Annotated in this window: 19 protein-coding genes; 10 read left to right on the top strand and 9 right to left on the bottom strand. The window is 65.7% G+C overall.

Annotated features, from left to right (window positions below):
- Window positions 1-201: 201 nt before the first annotated feature.
- A complete protein-coding gene (locus A985_RS0114095; protein ID WP_026131969.1) occupies window positions 202-1,095 on the top strand; it encodes a glutamate/aspartate ABC transporter substrate-binding protein in 894 nt (297 codons plus the stop codon).
- A 59-nt stretch (window positions 1,096-1,154) separates the two neighbouring features.
- Here A985_RS0114095 and A985_RS0114090 read toward each other — a convergent pair whose 3' ends face one another.
- The 4 genes from A985_RS0114090 to A985_RS0114075 all read right to left on the bottom strand — a co-directional run bounded on the left by A985_RS0114090 (window position 1,155) and on the right by A985_RS0114075 (window position 6,119).
- Window positions 1,155-2,405 (bottom strand): multifunctional CCA addition/repair protein, encoded by a 1,251-nt coding sequence (locus A985_RS0114090; RefSeq protein WP_017234047.1) that lies wholly within the window; start codon window positions 2,403-2,405, stop codon window positions 1,155-1,157.
- Window positions 2,402-3,046, bottom strand: a complete 645-nt coding sequence (locus A985_RS0114085; protein ID WP_017234046.1) for a glutathione S-transferase family protein — start codon at window positions 3,044-3,046, stop codon at window positions 2,402-2,404. Before A985_RS0114085 ends, A985_RS0114090 begins: the two co-directional genes overlap by 4 nt.
- Window positions 3,047-3,110: 64 nt before the next feature.
- The gene (locus tag A985_RS0114080) at window positions 3,111-4,061 is read right to left on the bottom strand and encodes a complex I NDUFA9 subunit family protein (RefSeq protein WP_017234045.1); all 951 of its coding nucleotides are present in this window, start codon (window positions 4,059-4,061) and stop codon (window positions 3,111-3,113) included.
- Between the two features lie 51 nt (window positions 4,062-4,112).
- Complete coding sequence (locus A985_RS0114075) at window positions 4,113-6,119, bottom strand: lytic transglycosylase domain-containing protein (RefSeq protein WP_017234044.1); 2,007 nt, start codon at window positions 6,117-6,119, stop codon at window positions 4,113-4,115.
- Window positions 6,120-6,230: 111 nt separating this feature from the next.
- On the opposite strand from A985_RS0114075, the gene A985_RS0114070 reads away from it, so the two are divergent.
- The 4 genes from A985_RS0114070 to pxpA are packed head-to-tail and all read left to right on the top strand — an operon-like array spanning window position 6,231 to window position 9,261.
- Complete coding sequence (locus tag A985_RS0114070; protein ID WP_017234043.1) at window positions 6,231-6,815, top strand: 5-formyltetrahydrofolate cyclo-ligase; 585 nt, start codon at window positions 6,231-6,233, stop codon at window positions 6,813-6,815.
- The gene (gene pxpB, locus A985_RS0114065; RefSeq protein WP_017234042.1) at window positions 6,812-7,465 is read left to right on the top strand and encodes a 5-oxoprolinase subunit PxpB; all 654 of its coding nucleotides are present in this window, start codon (window positions 6,812-6,814) and stop codon (window positions 7,463-7,465) included. The genes A985_RS0114070 and pxpB overlap by 4 nt, the downstream gene beginning before the upstream one ends.
- Window positions 7,462-8,472 carry a biotin-dependent carboxyltransferase family protein gene (locus tag A985_RS0114060; RefSeq protein WP_017234041.1) on the top strand — a complete coding sequence of 337 codons (1,011 nt, stop codon included), beginning with the start codon at window positions 7,462-7,464 and terminating at the stop codon, window positions 8,470-8,472. The genes pxpB and A985_RS0114060 overlap by 4 nt, the downstream gene beginning before the upstream one ends.
- A gap of 42 nt (window positions 8,473-8,514) precedes the next feature.
- The gene (gene pxpA, locus A985_RS0114055; RefSeq protein WP_017234040.1) at window positions 8,515-9,261 is read left to right on the top strand and encodes a 5-oxoprolinase subunit PxpA; all 747 of its coding nucleotides are present in this window, start codon (window positions 8,515-8,517) and stop codon (window positions 9,259-9,261) included.
- A 153-nt stretch (window positions 9,262-9,414) separates the two neighbouring features.
- On the opposite strand, the gene A985_RS0114050 is transcribed toward pxpA, so the two are convergent.
- The gene (locus tag A985_RS0114050; RefSeq protein ID WP_017234039.1) at window positions 9,415-10,941 is read right to left on the bottom strand and encodes a CoA-acylating methylmalonate-semialdehyde dehydrogenase; all 1,527 of its coding nucleotides are present in this window, start codon (window positions 10,939-10,941) and stop codon (window positions 9,415-9,417) included.
- Window positions 10,942-11,063: 122 nt separating this feature from the next.
- Window positions 11,064-12,392: an aspartate aminotransferase family protein gene (locus A985_RS0114045; protein WP_017234038.1), complete on the bottom strand. Its 1,329-nt coding sequence runs from the start codon at window positions 12,390-12,392 to the stop codon at window positions 11,064-11,066.
- A 188-nt stretch (window positions 12,393-12,580) separates the two neighbouring features.
- Between A985_RS0114045 and A985_RS0114040 the strand changes: the two genes are divergently transcribed.
- A complete protein-coding gene (locus A985_RS0114040) occupies window positions 12,581-14,029 on the top strand; it encodes a PLP-dependent aminotransferase family protein (protein ID WP_017234037.1) in 1,449 nt (482 codons plus the stop codon).
- 22 nt (window positions 14,030-14,051) lie between these two features.
- Here the strand turns inward: A985_RS0114040 and A985_RS0114035 are convergent, their stop codons facing one another.
- The 3 genes from A985_RS0114035 to A985_RS0114025 form a co-directional block, all read right to left on the bottom strand.
- On the bottom strand, window positions 14,052-15,038 hold the full coding sequence (locus A985_RS0114035; RefSeq protein ID WP_017234036.1) for a GlxA family transcriptional regulator: 987 nt from the start codon (window positions 15,036-15,038) through the stop codon (window positions 14,052-14,054).
- A gap of 21 nt (window positions 15,039-15,059) precedes the next feature.
- Window positions 15,060-16,265 carry an MFS transporter gene (locus A985_RS0114030; RefSeq protein WP_157211469.1) on the bottom strand — a complete coding sequence of 402 codons (1,206 nt, stop codon included), beginning with the start codon at window positions 16,263-16,265 and terminating at the stop codon, window positions 15,060-15,062.
- A 166-nt stretch (window positions 16,266-16,431) separates the two neighbouring features.
- Window positions 16,432-16,632, bottom strand: coding sequence for a hypothetical protein (locus A985_RS0114025; protein WP_017234034.1), 201 nt, complete (start codon window positions 16,630-16,632; stop codon window positions 16,432-16,434).
- A 255-nt stretch (window positions 16,633-16,887) separates the two neighbouring features.
- On the opposite strand from A985_RS0114025, the gene urtA reads away from it, so the two are divergent.
- The 4 genes from urtA to urtD all read left to right on the top strand — a co-directional run bounded on the left by urtA (window position 16,888) and on the right by urtD (window position 21,835).
- Window positions 16,888-18,084 carry an urea ABC transporter substrate-binding protein gene (gene urtA, locus A985_RS0114020; protein ID WP_369751579.1) on the top strand — a complete coding sequence of 399 codons (1,197 nt, stop codon included), beginning with the start codon at window positions 16,888-16,890 and terminating at the stop codon, window positions 18,082-18,084.
- A gap of 62 nt (window positions 18,085-18,146) precedes the next feature.
- A complete protein-coding gene (urtB, locus tag A985_RS0114015) occupies window positions 18,147-19,769 on the top strand; it encodes an urea ABC transporter permease subunit UrtB (RefSeq protein ID WP_017234032.1) in 1,623 nt (540 codons plus the stop codon).
- On the top strand, window positions 19,770-20,972 hold the full coding sequence (urtC, locus tag A985_RS0114010; protein WP_017234031.1) for an urea ABC transporter permease subunit UrtC: 1,203 nt from the start codon (window positions 19,770-19,772) through the stop codon (window positions 20,970-20,972). It begins immediately after the preceding gene.
- Window positions 20,973-21,049: 77 nt separating this feature from the next.
- Complete coding sequence (gene urtD / locus A985_RS0114005) at window positions 21,050-21,835, top strand: urea ABC transporter ATP-binding protein UrtD (RefSeq protein ID WP_232424620.1); 786 nt, start codon at window positions 21,050-21,052, stop codon at window positions 21,833-21,835.
- Window positions 21,836-21,837 lie beyond the last annotated feature (2 nt).

The following is a 21,837-nucleotide window of genomic DNA, read 5'->3' as shown; positions in this document are numbered from 1 at the left end:
CCCCCCCCCGCGGCCCCGATTCGCGGCCGATCGCCGGCCCGACGCATGTCCGCGTGCGTCGCCGTCACAGCGGCGCGCCGGACGGCAGCCATCGCTAGGGTTAACTACGATTTGATCATTTGTTGCAAAAAATTTACCATGCAACAAATGATTCAATCATGAATCAAAGTGAGGCCATTTCAGGAGCAGGACATGATCAAGATGCGATTGACCGGGATGATGTTGGGCGTAGCGATGGGTGTCGCCACGGGAGCGGCGCTGGCGCAGCCCGCTTCGGCGACGCTGCAGAAGATCGAGAGCAGCGGCGTGATCTCGATTGGGCATCGCGAGTCGTCGATTCCGTTTTCGTACTACGACAACAATCACAACGTCATCGGTTATTCGCAGGACCTGTGCAACAAGGTCGTCGATGCGGTCAAGACGCGCCTGAAGAAACCTGACCTGCAAGTGCGCTTCATCCCCGTCACTTCGCAAAACCGCATCGCCCTCGTGCAGAACGGCACCGTCGATATCGAGTGCGGCGTGACGACGAACCTGAAGGCGCGTCAGGCGCAGGTCGATTTTTCGAACACCTTCTTCGTCGCGGGCACGCGGTTGCTCGTGAACAAGCACTCGGGCATCAAGGACTTCCCGGATCTGGCGGGCAAGCCGGTCGTGACCAATGCGGGCACGACGTCGGAGCGCATCCTGAACAGGATGAACAACGAGAAGAAGATGAACATGAGCGTGATCTCGGGCAAGGACTATGGGGAATCCTTCACCATGCTCCAGGGCGGTCGCGTGCAGGCGTTCATGATGGACGACGTGCTGCTCGCCGGCGCGCGCACGATGGGCCGCAACCCCGACGACTGGGTCGTCACGGGCACACCGCAATCGTTCGAGGCTTACGGTTTCATGACGAGACACGGCGATACCGAGTTCAAGAAACTCGTCGACGACACGCTCGCCGGCGTGATGAAGAGCGGCGAGATCAACGCGATGTACAAGAAGTGGTTCGAATCGCCGGTGCCGCCGAAGCAGATCAACTTCAACTTCGCGATGAGCGAACAGCTCAAGCAGCTCTACGCGAATCCGAACGACAAGGCGTTCGAGTAAGCGACCTTCGTAGGTCGCGGGCATGCGCAGACGCGAACGTCTCGCATGCCCCCAGCGACTCAGTTCCCCTCGCCCCCGAGCCCCGCCGCCTCGACCGCATCGATTCTTGCGGCCTGCACGGCGTCGCGAATCTTCACAGGATTGTCGGCATACCGTCGCGCTACCGCGCCGGCATCGATACTGCGCGCCGCGCCAAGCGCCGCCATCAACCGATCGCGTTGCGGATAGGGTGCCGTGGCGAAATCCCCGCCGCGCCCACGCGCATCGGCTTCGCAGGCCTGAAGTATCTCCACGAACCGGTCGGGCTTGCGCAGGGCGTCGCACCGCTCAAGCAGACGCACGAGCGCCGCCGCGCCAAACTTCGGACTTGCGTGGATGTTGCCATGCTCGCGTGCCACGACCTGCGCCAGCTCACGGCAATCGACCGGCACGCGCAAACGCGCGCACAACGGCTTGAGCAAGTCGACACTGCGCCCCTCATGTCCGATGTGACGCGGCAACACGTCGTCAGGCGTGGTGCCTTTGCCGAGATCGTGCGTGAGGGCGGCGAAGCGTACCGGCAGCGAATAGCCCTGCGTCGCGGCGTAGTCGAGCACCATCATCACATGCACGCCGGTGTCCACTTCGGGATGGAAGTCGGCGCGCTGCGGCACCCCCCATAGCCGGGCCACCTCGGGCAGAACGCGATCGATCGCGCCACACGCGCGCAAGACATCGAACATGCGCGACGGCCGATGCTCCATCAGCCCGCGTGAAATTTCCTGCCAGACCCGCTCGGCCACCAGCGCATCGACCTCGCCGTTGGCCGTCATCTCGCGCATGAGCATGAGCGTCTCGTCGGCCACCGAAAAATCCGTGAAGCGCGCGGCAAAACGGGCGCACCGAAGAATCCGCACGGGATCTTCCGCGAAGGCCTCGCCGACATGGCGAAACAGCCTCGCTTCCAGATCGCGCCGGCCGCCATAGGGATCGACCAGTTGATCCGACAGACTGCCGTCGGGCATGACCTCGCGCGCCATCGCATTGATGGTGAAATCGCGTCGCACGAGGTCTTCTTCGAGAGTGACTTCGGGGGCGAAGTAGAACGAAAATCCGTGATAGCCGCGCGCCGTCTTGCGCTCGGTGCGGGCGAGCGCGTACTCGGCCTGCGTCTTGGGATGCAGAAACACCGGGAAGTCGCGGCCCACCGGTTTGAAGCCCTGCCGCACCATCTCCTCGGGCGTCGCACCCACCACCACGTAGTCCCGATCCTTGACCGGCAAACCCAGCATGGCGTCGCGAATCGCGCCGCCAACCGCGTAAATCTTCATGGACGCGCTTCGTAGTAAGCCACACGCTGCGTCTCGCCGCGTCCCGCAGCCACCCACGCCTGCACGGCCGCCAATTCGCGAATGCGATCGACATACGCCTGCGCGCGCGCCGACAACGCCGGCTCGAACGTTGCGAAACGCATCACCACAGGGGCGTAGAACGCATCGGCAATGGTGAAGTCGCCAAACAGGAACGGGCCGTCGTAGCGCGCGAGGCAATCCTCCCAGATCGCTTCGATACGACGGACATCGGCAAGCACTTCATCCGTCGCGGCTGCCCCCGGCCAATGCACGCCGACGTTCATCCACATATGCGTGCGCAGGGCGGTGAATCCGCTGTGCATTTCGGCACAAACGCTGCGCGCATGGGCTCGCGCTTCACGCGACTTCGGCCATAGCGGCAGATGCGGATAGCTCTCTGCCAGGTACTCGCAGATGGCCAACGAGTCCCAGACGGTAATGCCGTTGTCGATCAGGCACGGGACTTTACCGGTGGGCGAATAACGCAGAATCTGTTCACGCGAGTCGGGCTGCGCGAGCCAGACGTTGCATTCTTCGAAGGCGATGCCGAAGTGCTTGAGCACGACCCACGGACGCATCGACCACGACGAGTACCTCTTGTTGGCAATGATCAGTTGCATGAAGACGTTCCTTGCACGCATGACGCATCGGGGAGTGACGCGCCGGATTGAAAAGAGTGAGGTGTCAGCGCCCCGCGTAACGCCGGTAGTCAGACAGACGACGCTCCTCGCTATCGCCGTCGAGATAATCGACGGCAATCTCGAGCCCATTCGGCACAAGCCCGAGTTCGGGCGCCAGCGGGCCGCTCATGACGTTATCGACACGCATCGAATCGAGGTTGTCGCGCGTGATGATCGGCTCGCCCGGTAGCCGCTCGAAAAAGGCGGCCTGCAGGCGCGCGGCGCCCTCGGGCAATCGCAGGATCGGCCGCTCGCAGCCGCACGCGGCGCCCGCAAAGCGAACGAGCGCTTCAAGCGTGTAGACCTCCGGTCCGCCCAGTTCGTACGTCTTGCCAAGCGTCGCGTCGTTGTCGATCGCACTCGCGAAGGCCTGCGCCACATCCATCACGTAAATGGGCTGAAAGCGCGCCGTGGCGCACGCGAGCGGCACAACGGGCAAACGCCGCTGCAGCGCCGCGAAGGTATTCAGAAAGTGGTCGCCCGGACCGAATACCACCGACGGACGAAAGATCGTGACGGGAATGCCCGTCGCTCGAATTGCGACTTCGCCGTCGCCCTTCGAGCGCTGGTACATGCTCGGGCCATTCGAATCGGCGCCCAGGGCGCTCATGTGGATGAGCCGCGCGATGCCCCGGTCGCTGCACGCTTGTGCGATCTTGCGCGGCAGCTCGACGTGCGCGCGCGCGAACGCGCGGCCATAGGGCGTGCCACGGTCGCTGTGCAGAATGCCCACGAGATTGATGACCGCGTCGCTGCCCGCGATCACGCGCTCCAGCGCGCGCGGATCGTGCACGTCGCATTCGACGAGTTCCACACCCGGCAGCACGCCGAGCGCCTTGGCGGCGTCGACGCGCCGCGTTGGCAGGCGCACGGCGTATCCCATCGACACCAGCCGGGCCACCAGATGGCTGCCGACGAAGCCGGTGCCACCCACGACACAAACGTTATGGCGCATGCGTCACCTCCGCGACATGACGGTGGGTTCGCGGCTCCGACCGCTGCCGGGTCACTGGGGCAGAATGATGCCGAGCCGCTCCTTGAGCGATTGCGGACGACCCGTGATCAGGGCCGAGTAGTACGTGGTGTTCGACAACACGTTCTCGACATAGGTGCGCGTCTCGTTGAACGGGATCGTCTCGGCGAAGATGGCCCCCTCGACCGGACGATCCAGCGTGGAGCGCCACGTGCGCGGACGTCCCGGGCCGGCGTTGTAACCGGCCGACGCCAGCACCGCCGAGCCGTCGAACTTGTTGTAGATATCCGCCAGATAGCTCGTGCCCAGACGGATATTCGTGTCGATGTCGTGCATCATGCCCGGCTGGTAGTCCATGCCGATCTGCCGCGCGACCATCTTCGCGGTGGCCGGCATGATCTGCATCAGACCGCCTGCCCCGACCGACGAGCGGGCATTGATGATGAAGCGCGACTCCTGCCGGATCAGACCGTAGGCCCACGCTTCGTCAAGATCGACGGCCGCGGCCAGCGGCTCCACCTTGTCGCGGAACGGCATCAGGTAGCGCAACGTGAAGTCGTGCTCGACCTTCGTGCGATCGGCCGTGTTGACCGTGCGGTCGAACAGTTCGATCTGGTTGGCGTACTGTGCGGCGGCGAGCAACTGGCGGTCGGTCATGTTGCGCAGTTCCCAATTCCACTCGCGATTGCCTTCGAAACGCAAACCGAGATCGTAGAACTTCGCGGCGCGCCGGAATCCGGCGTTCGCCTGGTTCGCATCGACCTCGGCCTGGGTGACGGTCGTGCGCGGTGGCAGCGACGTCTTGTTGCCCAGTTCCTCGTTCGCCAGTTGTCCGTAGAAGTTGGGCTGCATGGCGATCTTCTGGAATTGCGCGCGCGCGGCATCGCCCTTCCCGGCTTCGCGCAGCGCACGGCCGTACCAGTAAGTCCAGACACCGTCGTCGCGCAACGCCGCCGGCATCGCTTCAATGCCGGTGCGCACGAGATTCCAGTCGCCCGCGCGCAGCGCCGCACGAATCTTCCACTCCTGCGCCGTCACCGAGAGCTTGGCGTTTCCGGCCTGACGGTACCAGGTGATCGCCATCGGATTCTGCGACAACGCCCCGCGCATGCCGATGCTGCCCCAGCCGATGGCGCGCTCGTCCGGCGACAGACTGCCCGCGACGCTGGAGAAACTGCTCGCCGCCAGCATGGCGTCGCTGCGGGCCATGCGCACGACGGCGAGCAGCGTGAGCTGGCGCGACGCTTCCGAGCCGTCCACCCCACGCGCGAGAATCTGCGCCGGACGCGTGGCGGCCATGTCGAGCAGGCTGTCGTCCGGGCGCGTGGCGCCCAGCGCATCGGCGATCTGCTTGCCGAGCGAGGTGTAGTTTTCCTCGTAAGCCAGGCGAATCTGGTGCCAGACCTCCTTGCGCGGCAACTGGCCGCTTGCGGCCAGCGTATTGATCATGTCGACGCAACCCTCGCCGTAGTATTTCGGCGTGGTCAGCAGGTCGGTAGCGGCCTGCGTGACATTTTCGCCACGCGCGGCACGCGACATCAGCGCGTAGCATTTGACCTGCGTGTCATCGTCGAGCACGAACTTCGGATATTCGGCATCGAACGTCTGCCAGTCGTGACGCTTGCCCAGCACCAGCAACCAGTCGTTGCGCAGACGGTCGGCGATCGCCTGACCGTCATACGTGCGCAAGAAGGCGCGGATATCATCGTCCGGCGCATCGATGAGCGCCTTGCCCGAGCGGTCGAACATGCGCGGCTTGATCTGGAAGTACTGGACGTAAGACGGCACGTCGTAGCCGGAGAGCATGGCTGCGAGCGCCGTGGCGCGCGGCGCGTCGTTGGCGCGAGCCGCTTCGCGCAGTTGCACGAAGATGTCGTCGGGCGAGCGCTGCGAGAGCAGGTCGGCAGATGCCGTTGAACGGCTTGCCGCCGAATGCGCCTTGGCGCGACCGGTTGCCTGGGTCGTGCTGCAGGCAACGAGCGTGGCAGCGGTCAGGGCCAGCGCAACGGCGCGATATACTCGGGTCAAACGATCTGACATCTTCGGGGGAGCGTCGGGTAAAAAGTGAATCCAAGCATAGCACGGGACCCCGCCCAACCGGCGGCCCAAACGTCCGGAAATGGGACCGAATCGGTCGCCGGAAAGGCACGTTTGCGCAAGGCCTTGCTCGACACGCGCACCACGCTCGCCGGACGCGCCGCACGCGACGCCGCACTCGCCGCCCGGCTGGCCGACGAGCTGACGCGTCGCGCGCCGCGCTGTGTCGGCTTCTACTGGCCGATTCAGGGCGAATTCGACGCCCGCGAAGTCATCTCGGCATGGCTCACGCAGGCGTCGCCCAAGGGGTTGCGCCTGGCCGCACTGCCGGTCGTGACCGCCCCGGCCGCGCCGCTCGTCTTTCACCGCTGGACCCCCGATACCCGCATGACGGAAGGCCGCTACCGCATTCCCGTCCCGCTCGAGGCCGACGTGCTCGTGCCCGACCTGCTGTTGATTCCCTGCGTGGGCTTTACGCGCGACGGCCTGCGACTCGGTTACGGCGGGGGGTTCTACCACCGCACCCTGCATTCGATGTCCCCGGCGCCGCAAACGCTCGGCATCGCTTACGACGCACTCGAAATCGACGGTCTCACGGCCGAAGCCCACGATCTGGCGCTCGACGTCATCGTGACCGAATCGACCACCTTCGCGCGCGCCGACACCCCCGCTCGCGAATCCAGTCCCCCCTCGCCATGACAACGCTCAAGATCCTGCCGCTCGGCGACAGCGCGCTCGTGTGCGAAGCGGGCACCTCGCCCACGCTCGCGTCCCAACGCCGCGTCTGGCACGCGGCGGCCCTCGCGAAGGATTGGCCTCACGTGCGCGACGTCGTGCCCGGCATGAACAACCTCACGCTGGTGTTCGACCCGTTGGCCACAGATATCGACGTGCTGAGCGAGCGCCTGCGTGACGCCTGGCAGACGCAGCCCGTCGCCGGGGAAGTCGGACGCGACATCGAGATCCCCGTGCACTACGGCGGCAAGCACGGCCCAGACCTTGCCGACGTGGCGAAGCACGCACGTCTGCAACCGAAGACGGTCGTGCAACGTCATACCGCACCGGAATACATCGTCTACTTCCTGGGTTTCCAGCCGGGCTTCGCCTATCTGGGCGGGCTCGATGAGTCGATTGCCACGCCACGCCGCGCCGAGCCTCGCCTGTCGGTACCGGCGGGGTCGGTCGGCATTGGCGGCAACCAGACCGGCATCTATCCGCTCGCCTCCCCCGGCGGCTGGCAAATCATCGGCCACACGTCCAGCGCGCTGTTCGACCCCACCGCGACACCGCCCGCCTTGCTGGCGCCGGGCGACCGTGTGCGCTTCACCATCGCGAGTCTCGACCTGTGATCGATATCCTGCGTGCCGGCCTGCTCACCACGGTCCAGGATCTGGGCCGCGCCCGTCTGCGTGAATTCGGCATTGCCAGCGGCGGCGCCGTCGATGCGCTGGCGTGCGCCGTCGCCAACCGTCTTGCGGGCAACGACCCCAACGCCGCCACGCTGGAAATCACGATGGGGGCGTGCGTGCTGCGCTTTGCGAGCGCGACCCTCGTGGCGCTGGCCGGTGCCGATTGCCATGCCGATCTCGACGGCGTCCCCGTGTGGTCATGGTGGCGCTTCCCCGTCGCGCGCGGTCAGACATTGACGTTGCGCCCGGCACGCTTCGGCATGCGCACTTATCTGGCCGTGGCGGGCGGCGTCGATGTCCCCGAGACACTCGGCTCGCGCAGCACCGATCTGGCGGCCGGCTTCGGCGGCTTCGAGGGCCGTGCCCTGCGCGACGGCGACCGCATCGCCATCGGGCAACCCAGCGCCGCCGCGCGCAAGGCCGCGCCGTTGGGGGTACGTCCGCCGGTGTGGTTGTCCGATCCGCTGGCGCACCGCGTGCGGGTGCTGCCCGGTCCGGAATACGACGACTTCATGGCCGCCTCGCACAAGGGCTTCTGGGAGAATCCCTGGCACGTCACGCCCAACAGCAACCGCATGGGCTACCGGCTGTCGGGCCCGGAGCCGCTCGCGCGCAAGAAGAATCGCAGCCACGATCTGCTCTCGCACGGTGTGGTGCCGGGGGTGATTCAGGTGCCGCCGTCGGGGCAGCCGATCATTCTGATGGCCGACGCCCAGACCACCGGCGGCTACCCGAAGATCGGCGTCGTGATCAGCGCCGATCTGTGGCGGCTCGGACAGGCGCGGCTCGGCAGCACATTGTATTTTTCGGAATGCAGCGGCGCCGAGGCGCGCGAAGCGCTGCACGAACAGCGGCGCTATCTGGCCCAGATCGAGCGCGCGCTCGCGTGGCACGATCACGGCATTCTGACGACATCGCGGCGGCCGGCCATCTCGCGCAAGGCCTGACGCCACGCCCGCCCATCGTCGTCCCCCGCAGGAGAATCCCGGATGAAAATCGATCTTAACGTCGACCTCGGAGAAGGTTGCAACTACGACGAAGCACTCCTCGCCCAGGTCAGCTCGGCCAATGTGGCGTGTGGCTGGCACGCGGGCGACGCGGGCACGATGCAGCAGGTGGTGCGCTGGGCGCTGGCGTGCGGCGTGGCCATCGGCGCGCACCCGAGCTTTCCCGACCGCGAAAATTTCGGCCGCACGGAAATGCAGCTTCCGCTCGACGACATCCGCGCGGGCATGCTGTATCAGATCGGCGCCCTCGCCGCGATCGTGCGCGCCCAAGGCGGCTGGCTCTCGCACGTCAAGCCGCACGGCGCGCTCTACAATCAGGCGGCGCGTGACCCGGCACTGGCCGAGACGATCGTCGAAGCCATTCGCGCGTTCGACACCGACCTGGCGATTTTCGGGCTGGCGGGCGGCGAGTTGGTGAAGGCGGCGCGGGCTGCCGGCATGCAGGCCGTCGATGAAGTCTTCGCCGACCGGGGCTATAACCCGGACGGCTCGCTGGTCAAACGTGGCACGCCTGGCGCGTTGATCGAGCGCGAGGAAGATGCGCTCGCCCAAACGCTGATGATGGTGCGCGAGCAACGCGTGCGCGCCATCGACGGCACGCTCGTGCCGATTCGGGCGCAAACCGTCTGTCTGCACGGTGACGGCGAACACGCACTCGATTTCGCACGGCGCATTCGCGGCTTCCTGCTCGACGAGGGCATCGACGTCGCGCCAGTTCATCTGATCTGACTTCGCCGCCATCCCAAGTCAAAAAACGCCGTCCGAGGGTAGTTCAGATCCCCCGGACGGCGTTTTCATGTCGATGCCGGCAAGCATCGGCACCTGCGCGGCACAGCGTTAGCGCCAATTGCGTCGATTTTGCTGATCGCCGCTTGATCGCCGTTATTGGCCGAGCGTCGGCATGACGAGCGACGACGCGGCATTCGCCGGGCGTCCCTCCGACCAGCGACGCGTGACCACCTTCGAGCGCGTGTAGAAGCGCACCGACTCGGGTCCGTAGATGTGCTGGTCGCCGAACAGTGAATTGCGCCATCCGCCGAACGAGAAGTACGACACCGGCACCGGAATTGGCACGTTCACGCCGACCATGCCGACTTCGATCTCGTCTTCGAAGCGCCGCGCGGCACCGCCCGACGTCGTGAACACCGCCGTGCCGTTGGCGTACGGATTACGGTTGATGAGCGCGATCGCTTCTTCCAGCGTCTTCACACGCACCACGGCCAGCACTGGCCCGAAAATCTCGTGGCGATAAATCGACATCTCCGGCGTCACGTTGTCGAACAGGCACGGGCCGATGAAGAAGCCGTCGTCGCGCTGCGCGACCTTGAGGCCACGGCCGTCCACCACGAGCTTCGCACCTTCGCCGACACCGGCATCGACATAGCCGCGCACCTTGTCGCAATGCGCGCGGGTAATCAGCGGCCCCATCTGCGCGACGGGGTCGGCACCGTCGCCGACCGGCAGCGACGTCGCGGCTTGCGCCAGACGTGCCACCAACGCATCCGCCACGTCGCCGACGGCCACGGCCACCGAGATGGCCATGCAACGCTCCCCCGCCGAACCGTACGCGGCGCCGATCAGCGCATCGACGGTGAAATCGAGGTCGGCGTCCGGCATCACCACGCCATGGTTCTTCGCGCCGCCGAGCGCCTGCACGCGCTTGCCGTGCGCCGACGCCGTGCTGTAGATGTATTGCGCGATCGGCGTCGAGCCGACGAACGACACGGCGTTCACGTCCGGATGCGTGAGCAGCGCATCGACCGCCGCCTTGTCGCCGTTCACGACGTTGAGAACACCGTCGGGCAGCCCGGCGTCCTTGGCCAGGCGCGCGAGCAACAGCGCCGCCGAGGGCACCTTCTCCGACGGCTTGAGCACGAAGGTGTTGCCGCAGGCCACGGCCATCGGGAACATCCACAACGGCACCATCGCGGGGAAGTTGAACGGCGTGATGCCTGCGCAGACGCCGACCGGCTGGTGAATCGAATACGTGTCCACGCCCGTGCCCACCTGTGGCGCGATCTCGCCCTTGAGCAACTGCGGAATGCCCATGGCGAACTCGACCACTTCGATACCGCGCGTGACTTCGCCGCGGGCGTCGTCGAGCGTCTTGCCATGTTCCTGCGTGATCAGTTGCACAAGTGCTTCGCGATGCGTTTCGAGCAGCTCGCGGTACTTCATCATCACGCGGGCGCGCTTCATCGGCGGCGTGGCACGCCAGCCGGGCAAGGCGGCGCGTGCGGCCGCCACGGCGCCCGCGACATCCGTCGCGCCGCCCAGGGCTACCTGGCGGATAACTTCGCCGGTGGCCGGGTTCGTCACTTCGCCGAAGCGGCGATCGGCTTCTCCAGACGCGACGCTTGCGCCGCCAATCCAATGCTCGATACGTTCGGTGCTCACTCGTTGATTCATGTCGATGTCCGTGAAATCGCTGTCGGTGGGCGAGCGTCCGCCCGAGGCGGGCGTTCGCCCTGACTGTCTGAAGGATGGCGGGGCGTCGCGCGGCGGCCGCCCAGCCTTGCTGTGGATGTCGCTTACGCCGTCTCGCGAATGGCTTCCGACACGATGCCGAACAACTCGTCGATCTGCGCTTCGCTGATGATGAGCGGCGGCGAGAACGCCAGGATGTCGCCCGTGTAACGCACCAGTGCTCCCTTCTCGAAGCACTTGACGAAGATTTCATGCGCGCGTGCGCCCGGCTTGCCGTCGCGGTTGGACAGCTCGATGCCGCCGACCATGCCGAGGTTCCGGATGTCGATGACGTTCGGCAGATCGCGCAGACCGTGAATGACCTTCTCGAAATGCGGCGCAAGCGTTGCGGCGCGTTCGAACAGGCCTTCACTCTTGTACAGATCGAGCGCGGCGCACGCCGCGGCCGCGGCCAGCGGATGACCCGAGTAGGTATAGCCGTGGAAGAACTCGATCGCGCCCGAGTTACCGGCGTCGACGATGGTGTCGTGCACGCCCGTCTTCACCGCGACGGCGCCCATCGGAACGGCGGCATTGTTCACGCCCTTGGCCATCGTCATGATGTCCGGCGTCACGCCGAAATACTGAGCGGCGAACGGCTTGCCCAGGCGGCCAAGTCCGGTGATGACTTCGTCGAAAATCAGCAGAATGCCGTGCTTGTCGCAGATCTCGCGCAGCTTTTGCAGATAGCCGTGAGGCGGCACCAGCACCCCGGTCGAACCGGCGAGCGGCTCGACGATCACGGCGGCGATGGTCGACGCGTCGTGCAGCGTCACCAAACGTTCGAGTTCGTCGGCCAGATGGGCGCCCCAGGCCGGCTGCCCCTTCGTGAAGGCCGCCTCCTTGATGTTGAGCGTGTGCGGCAGATGGTCGACCGCCGGCAGCAGTTGCCCCGAATAGGCCTTGCGGTTCGGCGAGATGCCGCCGACCGAAATCCCGCCGAAGCCCACACCGTGATAACCGCGCTCGCGACCGATGAGCCGTGTGCGCTGGCCTTCGCCGCGCGCACGATGGTAGGCCAGGGCGATCTTCAGGGCGGTGTCGACCGACTCCGAGCCCGAGTTCGTGAAGAAAATGCGATCGAGCCCCTGCGGCGTGATCGCGGCGATCTTGCTCGCGGCCTCGAACGCCTTCGGGTGTCCCATCTGGAACGTCGGTGCAAAGTCCATCTCACCGGCCTGCTGGCGGATCGCCTCGACAATCTCGGTGCGACAGTGGCCGGCGTTCACACACCACAGACCGGCGGTGCCGTCGAGAATCTTGCGATTGTCCGACGACGTGTAATACATGCCCTCGGCCTTCACCAACAGGCGCGGCGAGCTTTTGAACTGACGGTTGTTGGTGAACGGCATCCAGAACGCCGTCATGTCGAGATTCAGGTCTTTCATGTTCATCGCGGGGTCTCCCCAGAGCTTGGCTCGATCAGAATGTCCCGCGCTCGGCACGACGGCGCGCCACGGGTGGATGGGATCGATCCTACGAGAGACGAACCGATACAGACATGTACAGTCACTCGCAAAATGTATATTCTGTATTGGTCAATCGCCTAAACTGTATTGGCAACAGCCGATGCCCCGATACCATGGTCCAACCGCTTGCCTTTTCCCTGAACCGCGCCCAACCGGAAGCACTCGTCGATCAGATCGTGCGGGAGGTCGAGCGAGCGTTACAGCGTCAGACGCTGCACGGCGGCATGCGCATGCCGTCGATCCGGTCACTGGCCAAGGCGCACGGCATCAGCACGTTCACGGTGGTCGAGGCGTATGACCGGCTCGTCGCGCGCGGCACGCTCGTGGCCCGGCGCGGCGCGGGCTTCTTCGTCGCGGGGGCGGCCGACGCGCGAGACACGGGGCTGACCAGCCCCGGCGGGGCGCTGGCGGTGAGCACCACGGCCAGCGAAGTCACCAATGCGTGGCTGCTTTCCGAGATCTTCGCGGACGACGCGATCGCGGTGAAGAGCGGCTGCGGATGGTTGCCTGACAGCTGGCTCGACGAAGACGGGCTGCATGGCGCGCTGCGTTCGCTCTCGAAGGGGCCGGGCGCGCATTTCGCGCACTACGGACATCCGCGGGGGTATGGGCCGTTGCGTCAGTGGCTGGCGCGGCGCCTCGGCGAGTTGTCCATCGACGCGCCGCCCGAGCACATCGTGCTCACGCATGGCGCGACGCAGGCGCTCGATCTGGTGGTGCGCACGCTGCTCAAGCCGGGCGATACGGTATTGGTCGAGGCACCGGCGTACTGCAATCTGCTGGCGGTGTTGCGTCTGGCGGGCCTCAACGTCGTGGGCATTCCACGCACTGAGGCCGGTCTGGATCTCGCCGCGCTGGAGCAGGCGGCGCAGACGCACCGTCCGCGCGCGCTGTTCGTGAATCCAGCGTTGCAGAATCCGTTGGGCACCTCGCTCACCCCGGCGGCGGCGCATCGCATCTTGCAGTGTGCCGAGCAGCATGGTTTCTGGATCGTCGAAGACGACATCTATCGGGAACTGGCGCCGGCGGGCACACCGTCACTGGCGGCGATGGATGGCCTGTCGCGCGTGATCTATGTGTCGAGCTTTTCGAAGACGATATCGCCGTCGGTCCGTGTGGGCTATCTGGCGTGTTCGCGCGATCTCGCGCATGAGATCGCGCGCAGCAAGATGGTGGCGGGCCTCACGTCCTCGGAGATCAACGAGCGCATCGTGCATGCGATTCTCACCGAGGGACGTCACCGAAAGCATATCGAAAGACTGTCGGACCGGCTGACGCGTTCGCGCGCGCGTCTCATCACGCAGTTGCAGTCGCACGGGGTGACACTGCTGGCGCAGCCGGAAGGCGGGATGTTTGTGTGCGGCAGCTTGCCGGAGACGGCACAACCGGCGCGCGAACTGGCCGAAGCGGCGCTGTCTGAGAGCATCATGTTGGCACCGGGCGAGTTCTTCCTGGCGCACAACGAGCCCTGCCGCTGGTTCCGCTTCAACGTCGCCTATTCGGACGACGCACGCCTGTTCCGCTTTCTCGATCGGGCAGCGACGGGGAAGTTGGCGGCTTGACGTGATTGCACATTCGCAATGCCTACGCCACGCCCATCACCCCAAACCGCTCCCGATACGCCACCGGCGTCACGCCGTACTGGCGTTGAAACGCGCGGCGCAGGTTTTGTTCGTCGCCGAAGCCCACGCGCGCGGCGATGCGCTTGAGCGGCGCATCCGAATCGAGCAAGGCAAACCGGGCCGCCTCCAAGCGCATGCGCTCGACCGCCTTGGCCGGCGTCGACCCCGTCCGCGCGAGATAACTCCGCGCAAACGTGCGCGCGCTCATGTTCGCCTGCTCGGCCAGCCGCACCACCGACAGATCGCCATCGAGCCGTTCGGACATCCACGCATGCAAATCGCCGAACGGCGCTCCCGCCGCGACCTGCGCCTGCAATGGCGGGCTGAACTGCGATTGCCCCCCAGCACGCTTGAGGAACACCACCAGCCGACGCGCCGCCTGCAACGCGATATCCGCCCCCAAATCGTCCTCGACCAACGCCAACCCCAGGTCGATCCCCGCCGTAATGCCCGCCGAGGTCCAGACCGGATCCTCACGCACATAAATCGGATCCGACTCGACCCGCGCCTTCGGATAACACGCCTGCAACATCGCCGTGTCGAGCCAGTGCGTCGTCGCGCGACGTCCATCCAACAACCCCGCCGCCCCCAGAATGAACGCCCCCACACACACCGAACACACACGCCGCACACGCGGCGCGTAGGCGCGCAACCACTCGCCCACCTCACCCGGCACCGCCGGACGATGCGCCACCGCGCCGCCCACCGCGATCAATGTGTCGACGGACATCGTTTCGAGCGCGCGCATCGGCTCGGTGTGCAGCGTGATACCCGAGCCCGTCTCCACCGGCCCACCATGCTCGGACACCACCACGGTGCGATACGGTGTCGCTTGCCCCAACGCCGCGAAGTTGCGAATGACGGCGTGAAACGCGTCGAGCGGTCCGGCCAGATCCAGCAACACGAACGGCGGCACGATGAGAAAGGCAACGAGACGAGGTGGGTTCATGATCGCGAGAATGTCGGAGCGTCAGGCCGTCGCGGGCACCGCACGGCGCTTCGCGTCGACGGCATACCACACCGTCGCCAGCGCCGCGAGCGCCAGCAACGGGAAGGTCGCCTGGTTGATGGTGGCCCAGCCGAAGCGAGCGAGCAGTTGCCCCGCGAACAGACTCGCGAGCGCCGTCCCGGCGAAGGTGATGAATTCGTTGGCGGCCTGCGCGCGCGCACGCTCCGCCGGACGATACGACATCGTGAGCAACGTCGTGCCGCCCACGAACATGAAGTTCCATCCCACGCCGAGCAACGCCAACGCCGCATAGAAGTACGGCAGGCTCGTCGACGCGAGCGCCACGACACCGCACAGGGCGCTCATCGCAATGCCCGCCAGCAACACCGGCACCACGCCCCAGCGCTTGACGAGATGCCCCGAGAAGAACGACGGCGCATACATCCCCACCAAGTGCCACTCGATGATGTGCGCGCCGTCGTCGATGCTGTGCCCACACGTCACCGCCGCGATGGGCGTCGCCGTCATGACGAACATCATCACCATGAAGCCGATCAGGTTGTTCGCCAGCGCCGCCACATAAATCGGCTGACGCATGATCTCGCCGAGCGGCCTGGCCGGTAATGCATCCGCGTCGCCGGTGGCACTGGCAGCCGCATGCACCGGTAAATCGCGCAGCAATCCGACGAGCAACACCAACGATATCGCCGAGAGAATCGCCACGACGAGATACGATCCCGCGAACGTCACCGGCGCGAGCCAGTTTTTACTGCCTGCCGCGAGCGCCGGTCCGATCACCGCCGCCAGCACGCCGCCGGTGAGCACGATGGAAATCGCGCGTGGCTTGTCGTCGAGCGGCACGACGTCGGCCGCTGCCAGCCGGTAATAGCGCGCGAACGCCTGAAACACCCCCACACACGCCGTACCCGCGCAGAACATCGCAAAGTGACGCTCGTAGATCGCCATGACCGACACCAGCCCGCCGACCGTGCCGAACAATGCGCCCAGCGCGAAGCCGAGACGCTGACCGATACGCTGGATCAACATCGACGCAAAGATCGTGGTGATGGCGGACGCCACGGTAATCAGCGAAAACGGCAGCGTCGCATAACCTTTGTCGGACGCCAGCATGTAACCGACAAGCCCCGTCAACGTCAGGTCGACGGACATCGCCGCCGTGAATAACGCCTGGCACGCGGCCAGCACCGCGGCATAGCGGCGGCCCATCGAACGATCGGGGCGCCCGGAACGCTTCGGGCGCCCGCTGGGTTCGGAATCCGTGGGGCGCGCGGCGCGCCCGGCAATGGCATCGGTCATGAGCGTGTTGTCGAACAAGTCGGAGAGTCGTCGGGAGCCCTCATCTTGCCGTCGACCGGTTTGGCACGAATGCCAATCATGCATCAAAAAATGCCACCTCGTCGTCAGGCGTCTCGGGCGCCAAGCAGTCGTCCTGGCCGGCGACCTTCCTGGTGGTCATGCCACCGAATCGCGCCAACTCGGTGCGCACCAACTCAGCGCGCAGCCGCACCACACTGCTTCGTTCGGAAGACGACACGCCGATGAACCCCTGCGCAGAGTCCCATGCGTACGACATGATCGACCCTGACGATTCGACGCGCAGACGCCGCCCTCGCGGGCCTGCGCGCGCTTAGCGACGTTCGACGCTTTTGCTTGCGCGACCGTGCACCGTTACCTCGCATGCCCAATCCCGCCCATCGCTGGCACGGCCCTTGCGTTACTCCTCCGGTACCGGATCGACCGGTCTAACCAGGAAAGGGGAAGACGTACCATGAAACGACGCACGCTACTCCAGATGGCGGCCCTCTCGGGCGCCGCATCGCTGACGGGCATGGCGCCCAACTTGTTCGCGCAGAGCAAGTCGCCCATCAAGGTCGGCATCCTGCACTCGCTCTCGGGCACGATGGCCATCTCGGAGACGTCGCTCAAGGATGTCGCGCTCATGACGATCGCCGACATCAACGCCAAGGGTGGCGTGATGGGCCGCCCGCTCGAAGCCGTGGTGGTCGACCCGGCGTCGAACTGGCCGCTCTTCGCGGAAAAGGCGCGTCAGTTGCTCACCAAGGACAAGGTCGCCGCCGTGTTCGGCTGCTGGACGTCGGTGTCGCGCAAGTCGGTGCTGCCCGTCTTCGAAGAACTCAACGGCCTGCTCTATTACCCGGTGCAGTACGAAGGCGAAGAGATGTCGAAGAACGTCTTCTACACGGGCGCGGCGCCGAACCAGCAGGCGATCCCGGCCGTGGAATACGTGATGAGCAAGGAAGGCGGCGGCGCCAAGCGCTTCTTCCTGCTCGGCACCGACTACGTCTATCCGCGCACGACCAACAAGATCCTGCGCGCCTTCCTGCATTCGAAGGGCGTCGCCGACAAGGACATTCAGGAGGTCTACACGCCGTTCGGCCACAGTGATTACCAGACCATCGTCGCCAACATCAAGCAGTTCGCCCAGGGCGGCAAGACCACGGTCATCTCGACCATCAACGGCGACTCGAACGTACCGTTCTACAAGGAGCTCGGCAACCAGGGCCTGAAAGCCACCGACGTGCCGGTGGTGGCCTTCTCCGTCGGTGAAGAGGAACTGCGCGGCATCGACACGAAGCCGCTCGTCGGGCACCTCGCGGCATGGAACTACTTCATGTCGGTGAAGAACCCGACCAACGACGCGTTCAAGAAGGAGTGGTTCGCCTACGTCAAGGCCAAGGGCCTGCCCGGCGGCGACAAGCGCGTCACGAACGATCCGATGGAAGCCACGTTCGTCGGCATGCATATGTGGAAGCAGGCCGTCGAGAAAGCGGGCAGCGTCGACGTCGACAAGGTACGCACCGCGATGATCGGCCAGTCCTTCAAGTCGCCGGACGGCTTCGACATGGTCATGGACGGCAATCACCACCTGCACAAGCCGGTGATGATCGGCGAGATTCGCCCGGACGGGCAGTTCAACGTCGTGTGGAAAACCAAGACCACGGTGCGTGCGCAGCCGTGGAGCCCGTACATCGCGGGTAATGAAGGCAAGCCCGACAAGGTCTGACCCTCCTTCCATTCCCTGCGCCGGCGCCGGATCGATGGCCGCCGGCGCGCGCAGAGGTTTTGATGATAACGATAAGACGCTGGACCGCTGCCGCCCTTGTCCTGCTCTCGCTGGGCGCCGCGCTGACCACTCCCTCCCTGGCCCATGCCGCCGTCTCGAGCGCCGACCTCACGGCGCTGGCCGGCGACGACTTCGACGCCAAGTCGCAGGCCATCGATCATCTTGCGTCCGACGACTCGCCGCAGGCCGCCGCACTCCTCAAGGCGCTGGCCGACGACACGGTCGTGACCGTGGGCGATCGCCTCGCCATCCAGGACGGCGAGAAGACCCTCGATCCGATCACGGGCGCCCCGATCAAGGGCGACAACGCGGGATCGATCACGCTCAACAACGTGCTGCGCGCCAAGGTCGCTACGGCCGCCGCCGCCGGCGCCTTGCGCTCGCCCGATCACGACGCCCGGGCGCAAGCCATCGACACGATGCTGCAAAACCCGTCGCCCGCATTCAAGACGCTCATCGAACAGGCGCGCCAGAAGGAGACCGATCCGACGCTGCGCAAACGGCTCGACCAGCTCTGGGCACAGACGGCATTGCACGACACCGACGCGAAGAAGCGTCGTGAAGCCATCGATCTGATCGCCGCGGCGGGCGACCCTCAGATGCGCGATCTGCTGCTGCCCATCGTCGCGAAGCAAGCGGACGGCACCTATGCCGAACCCGACGCCAGCGTGCGCAGCGCCGCCGACATCGCCCTGACGAAACTGGCCGCAGCCCAGCGCCGCAGCGAGTTCTTCGGCACGCTTTTCGCCGGTCTGTCGCTCGGCAGTGTGCTGCTGCTCGCCGCGCTCGGCCTGGCCATCACCTATGGCCTGATCGGCGTCATCAACATGGCGCACGGCGAATTCCTGATGGTCGGCGCGTACGCCACGTATGTGGTGCAGACACTCTTTCAGCGCTTCCTGCCGGGGGCGTTCGACGCCTACCTGGTCGCCGCCGTGCCCGCCGCCTTCCTTGTGGCGGCCTTCCTCGGCTTCGTGCTGGAGCGCACCGTCATCAAGCATCTGTACGGCCGCCCGCTCGAAACGCTGCTCACGACGTTCGGTATCAGCCTGCTCATGATCCAGGGCGTGCGCACGCTGTTCGGCGCGCAGAACGTGGAAGTGATCAATCCCTCGTGGATGAGCGGCGGCGTCGCCGTACTGCCCAACCTGATGTTGCCGTATAACCGCATCGCGATCCTGATATTCGCGCTGGTGGTCGTGGCGCTCACCTGGTCGGTGCTCAACCTCACGCGCCTGGGGCTGTTCATTCGCGCCGTCACGCAGAACCGGTCGATGGCCGCCTGCGTCGGCGTGAAGACGGGACGCGTCGACAGCTATGCCTTCGCGTTTGGCGCGGGCATTGCCGGACTGGGCGGATGCGCGCTCTCGCAGATCGGCAACGTCGGCCCGGACCTCGGGCAGAGCTACATCATCGACTCGTTCATGGCCGTGGTGCTGGGCGGCGTGGGACAACTGGCCGGGACCATCGTCGGTGCGTTCGGCCTGGGCATCGCCAACAAGCTGCTCGAACCGGTGTGGGGTGCCGTGCTCGCCAAGATCGCCGTGCTGATCCTGATCGTGCTGTTCATCCAGAAACGCCCGCAGGGCATGTTTGCGCTCAAAGGGCGCAGCGCGGAGGCCTGAATGCAGACGTCGAACTTCCTGCCCGAAGGGATCGCCCCTTCGATCTCGCTGGACGTGCCGCCGCGCGCCCGGCTCCTGCCGAAGCATGTCGCGCCCTTGCTGTTCGCGTTCGTGCTGGCGGTGACGATTCTCGTGCCGGTTTGCGCCCTGGTGCTGCCGGCCACGCACCCGTTGCATCTGTCGGCCTACGCGATGACGCTCGTGGGCAAGATCATGTGCTACGCAATTGCGGCGCTCGCGCTCGATCTGGTGTGGGGCTATTGCGGCATCCTGAGCCTGGGCCACGGCCTGTTCTTCGCGCTCGGCGGGTATGCCATGGGGATGTACCTGATGCGCGGCATCGGGCGCGACGGCGTGTATCACAGCAACTTGCCCGACTTCATGGTGTTTCTCGACTGGAAGTCGCTCCCCTGGTACTGGACCGGCACCGAGCATTTCGCCTGGGCGATGTTTCTCGTCGTGGCACTGCCCGGCGTGGTCGCGTGGCTCTTCGGGTATCTGGCCTTCCGCTCACGCGTGAAGGGGGTGTACCTGTCGATCATCACGCAGGCGCTCACGTTCGCCGCCATGCTGCTTTTCTATCGCAACGAAACCGGCTTCGGCGGCAACAACGGCTTCACCGACTTCAAGCGCATTCTCGGCTACTCGATCACGTCGGCAACCACGCGCACGGTGTTGTTCCTCGTGACGTTCGTCGTACTGATCGGTGCCTTCGTGCTGTGCCGCGCGCTGGTCGTCTCGAAGTTCGGCCGTGTGGTCACGGCCATTCGCGACGGCGAATCGCGCGCCATGTTCCTCGGCTACCGGCCGCTGAGCTACAAGCTGTTCGTGTGGACGTTGTCCGCCATGCTGTGCGGCATTGCGGGCGCGCTTTACGTGCCGCAGGTCGGCATCATCAACCCGAGCGAGATGGCGCCGGTCAACTCCATCGAGATGGCCATCTGGGTCGCCATCGGCGGACGCGGCTCGCTCGTGGGCGCGATTGCCGGTGCGTTCCTCGTCAACGGTGCGAAGAGCTTCTTCACGGCGTACTTCGCCGAGTACTGGCTGTTCTTCCTCGGCGCGATGTTCGTGCTCGTGCCCCTGCTGCTGCCGCAGGGCGTGATCGGCCTCGTCGCACAACTGTCCCGCAAGCGCACGCCACACGCGCCGGCCGCCGCCGAAGGCGATGCGCCGCACCCCGCCACCGGAGACCGCGCATGAGACCCGACATCGACATCAGTTGGCAAATCGCCGACGCCCCCGATGCATCCGTCACCGTCAGCGGCGACCCTACCGGGATGTCGCATCTCGTGGTGCCGGGCGAGATCGACACGTCGCACGGTCTTATCCTCTACCTCGAGAACATCTCCGTATCGTTCGACGGCTTTCGCGCCCTCAACGACCTGTCGCTGGCGATCAAGACCGACGAGCTGCGCTGCATCATTGGCCCGAACGGCGCGGGCAAGACAACGATGATGGACGTCGTGACGGGCAAGACCCGCCCCGACGCCGGCCGCGCCTTCCTCGGCCAGACGCTCGACCTCACCCGGCTCGACGAGCCGGCCATCGCGCAGGCGGGCGTGGGCCGCAAGTTCCAGAAACCGACGGTGTTCGAACATCACAGCGTGTGGGAGAACCTCGAACTCGCGTGTGCGGGCGACAAACGCTGGTTCCGCGCCCTATGGGACATGCTCACGCCGACCATGCGACGCCGCATCGAGGAAGTGCTCACGCTCACGCACCTGGAGCATCAGGCCCATGTGCGTGCGGGACAGTTGTCGCACGGCCAGAAGCAGCGCCTGGAGATCGGCATGTTGCTCATGCAGCAACCGCAACTCCTGCTGCTCGACGAACCCGCCGCCGGCATGACCGACGAAGAGACCGCGCAGCTCGCCGAGTTGCTCAACCGGCTGCGCGGGCATTGTTCGATGATGGTGGTCGAGCACGACATGGCGTTCGTCGCCGCGCTCGCCGGCGAGACGGGACTCGTGACCGTGATGGCCGAAGGGCGGGTGCTGGCGGAAGGCACGCTCGATGTCGTGCAACGCGACGAGCGCGTGATCGAATCGTATCTGGGACGCTGACC

It is taken from the genome of Pandoraea sp. B-6 (assembly GCF_000282835.1).
In the GTDB taxonomy this organism is placed as follows: domain Bacteria; phylum Pseudomonadota; class Gammaproteobacteria; order Burkholderiales; family Burkholderiaceae; genus Pandoraea; species Pandoraea cepalis.
The sequence above is the reverse complement of the archived record's forward strand: the minus strand, read 5'-3'. Positions and strand labels throughout refer to the sequence as shown.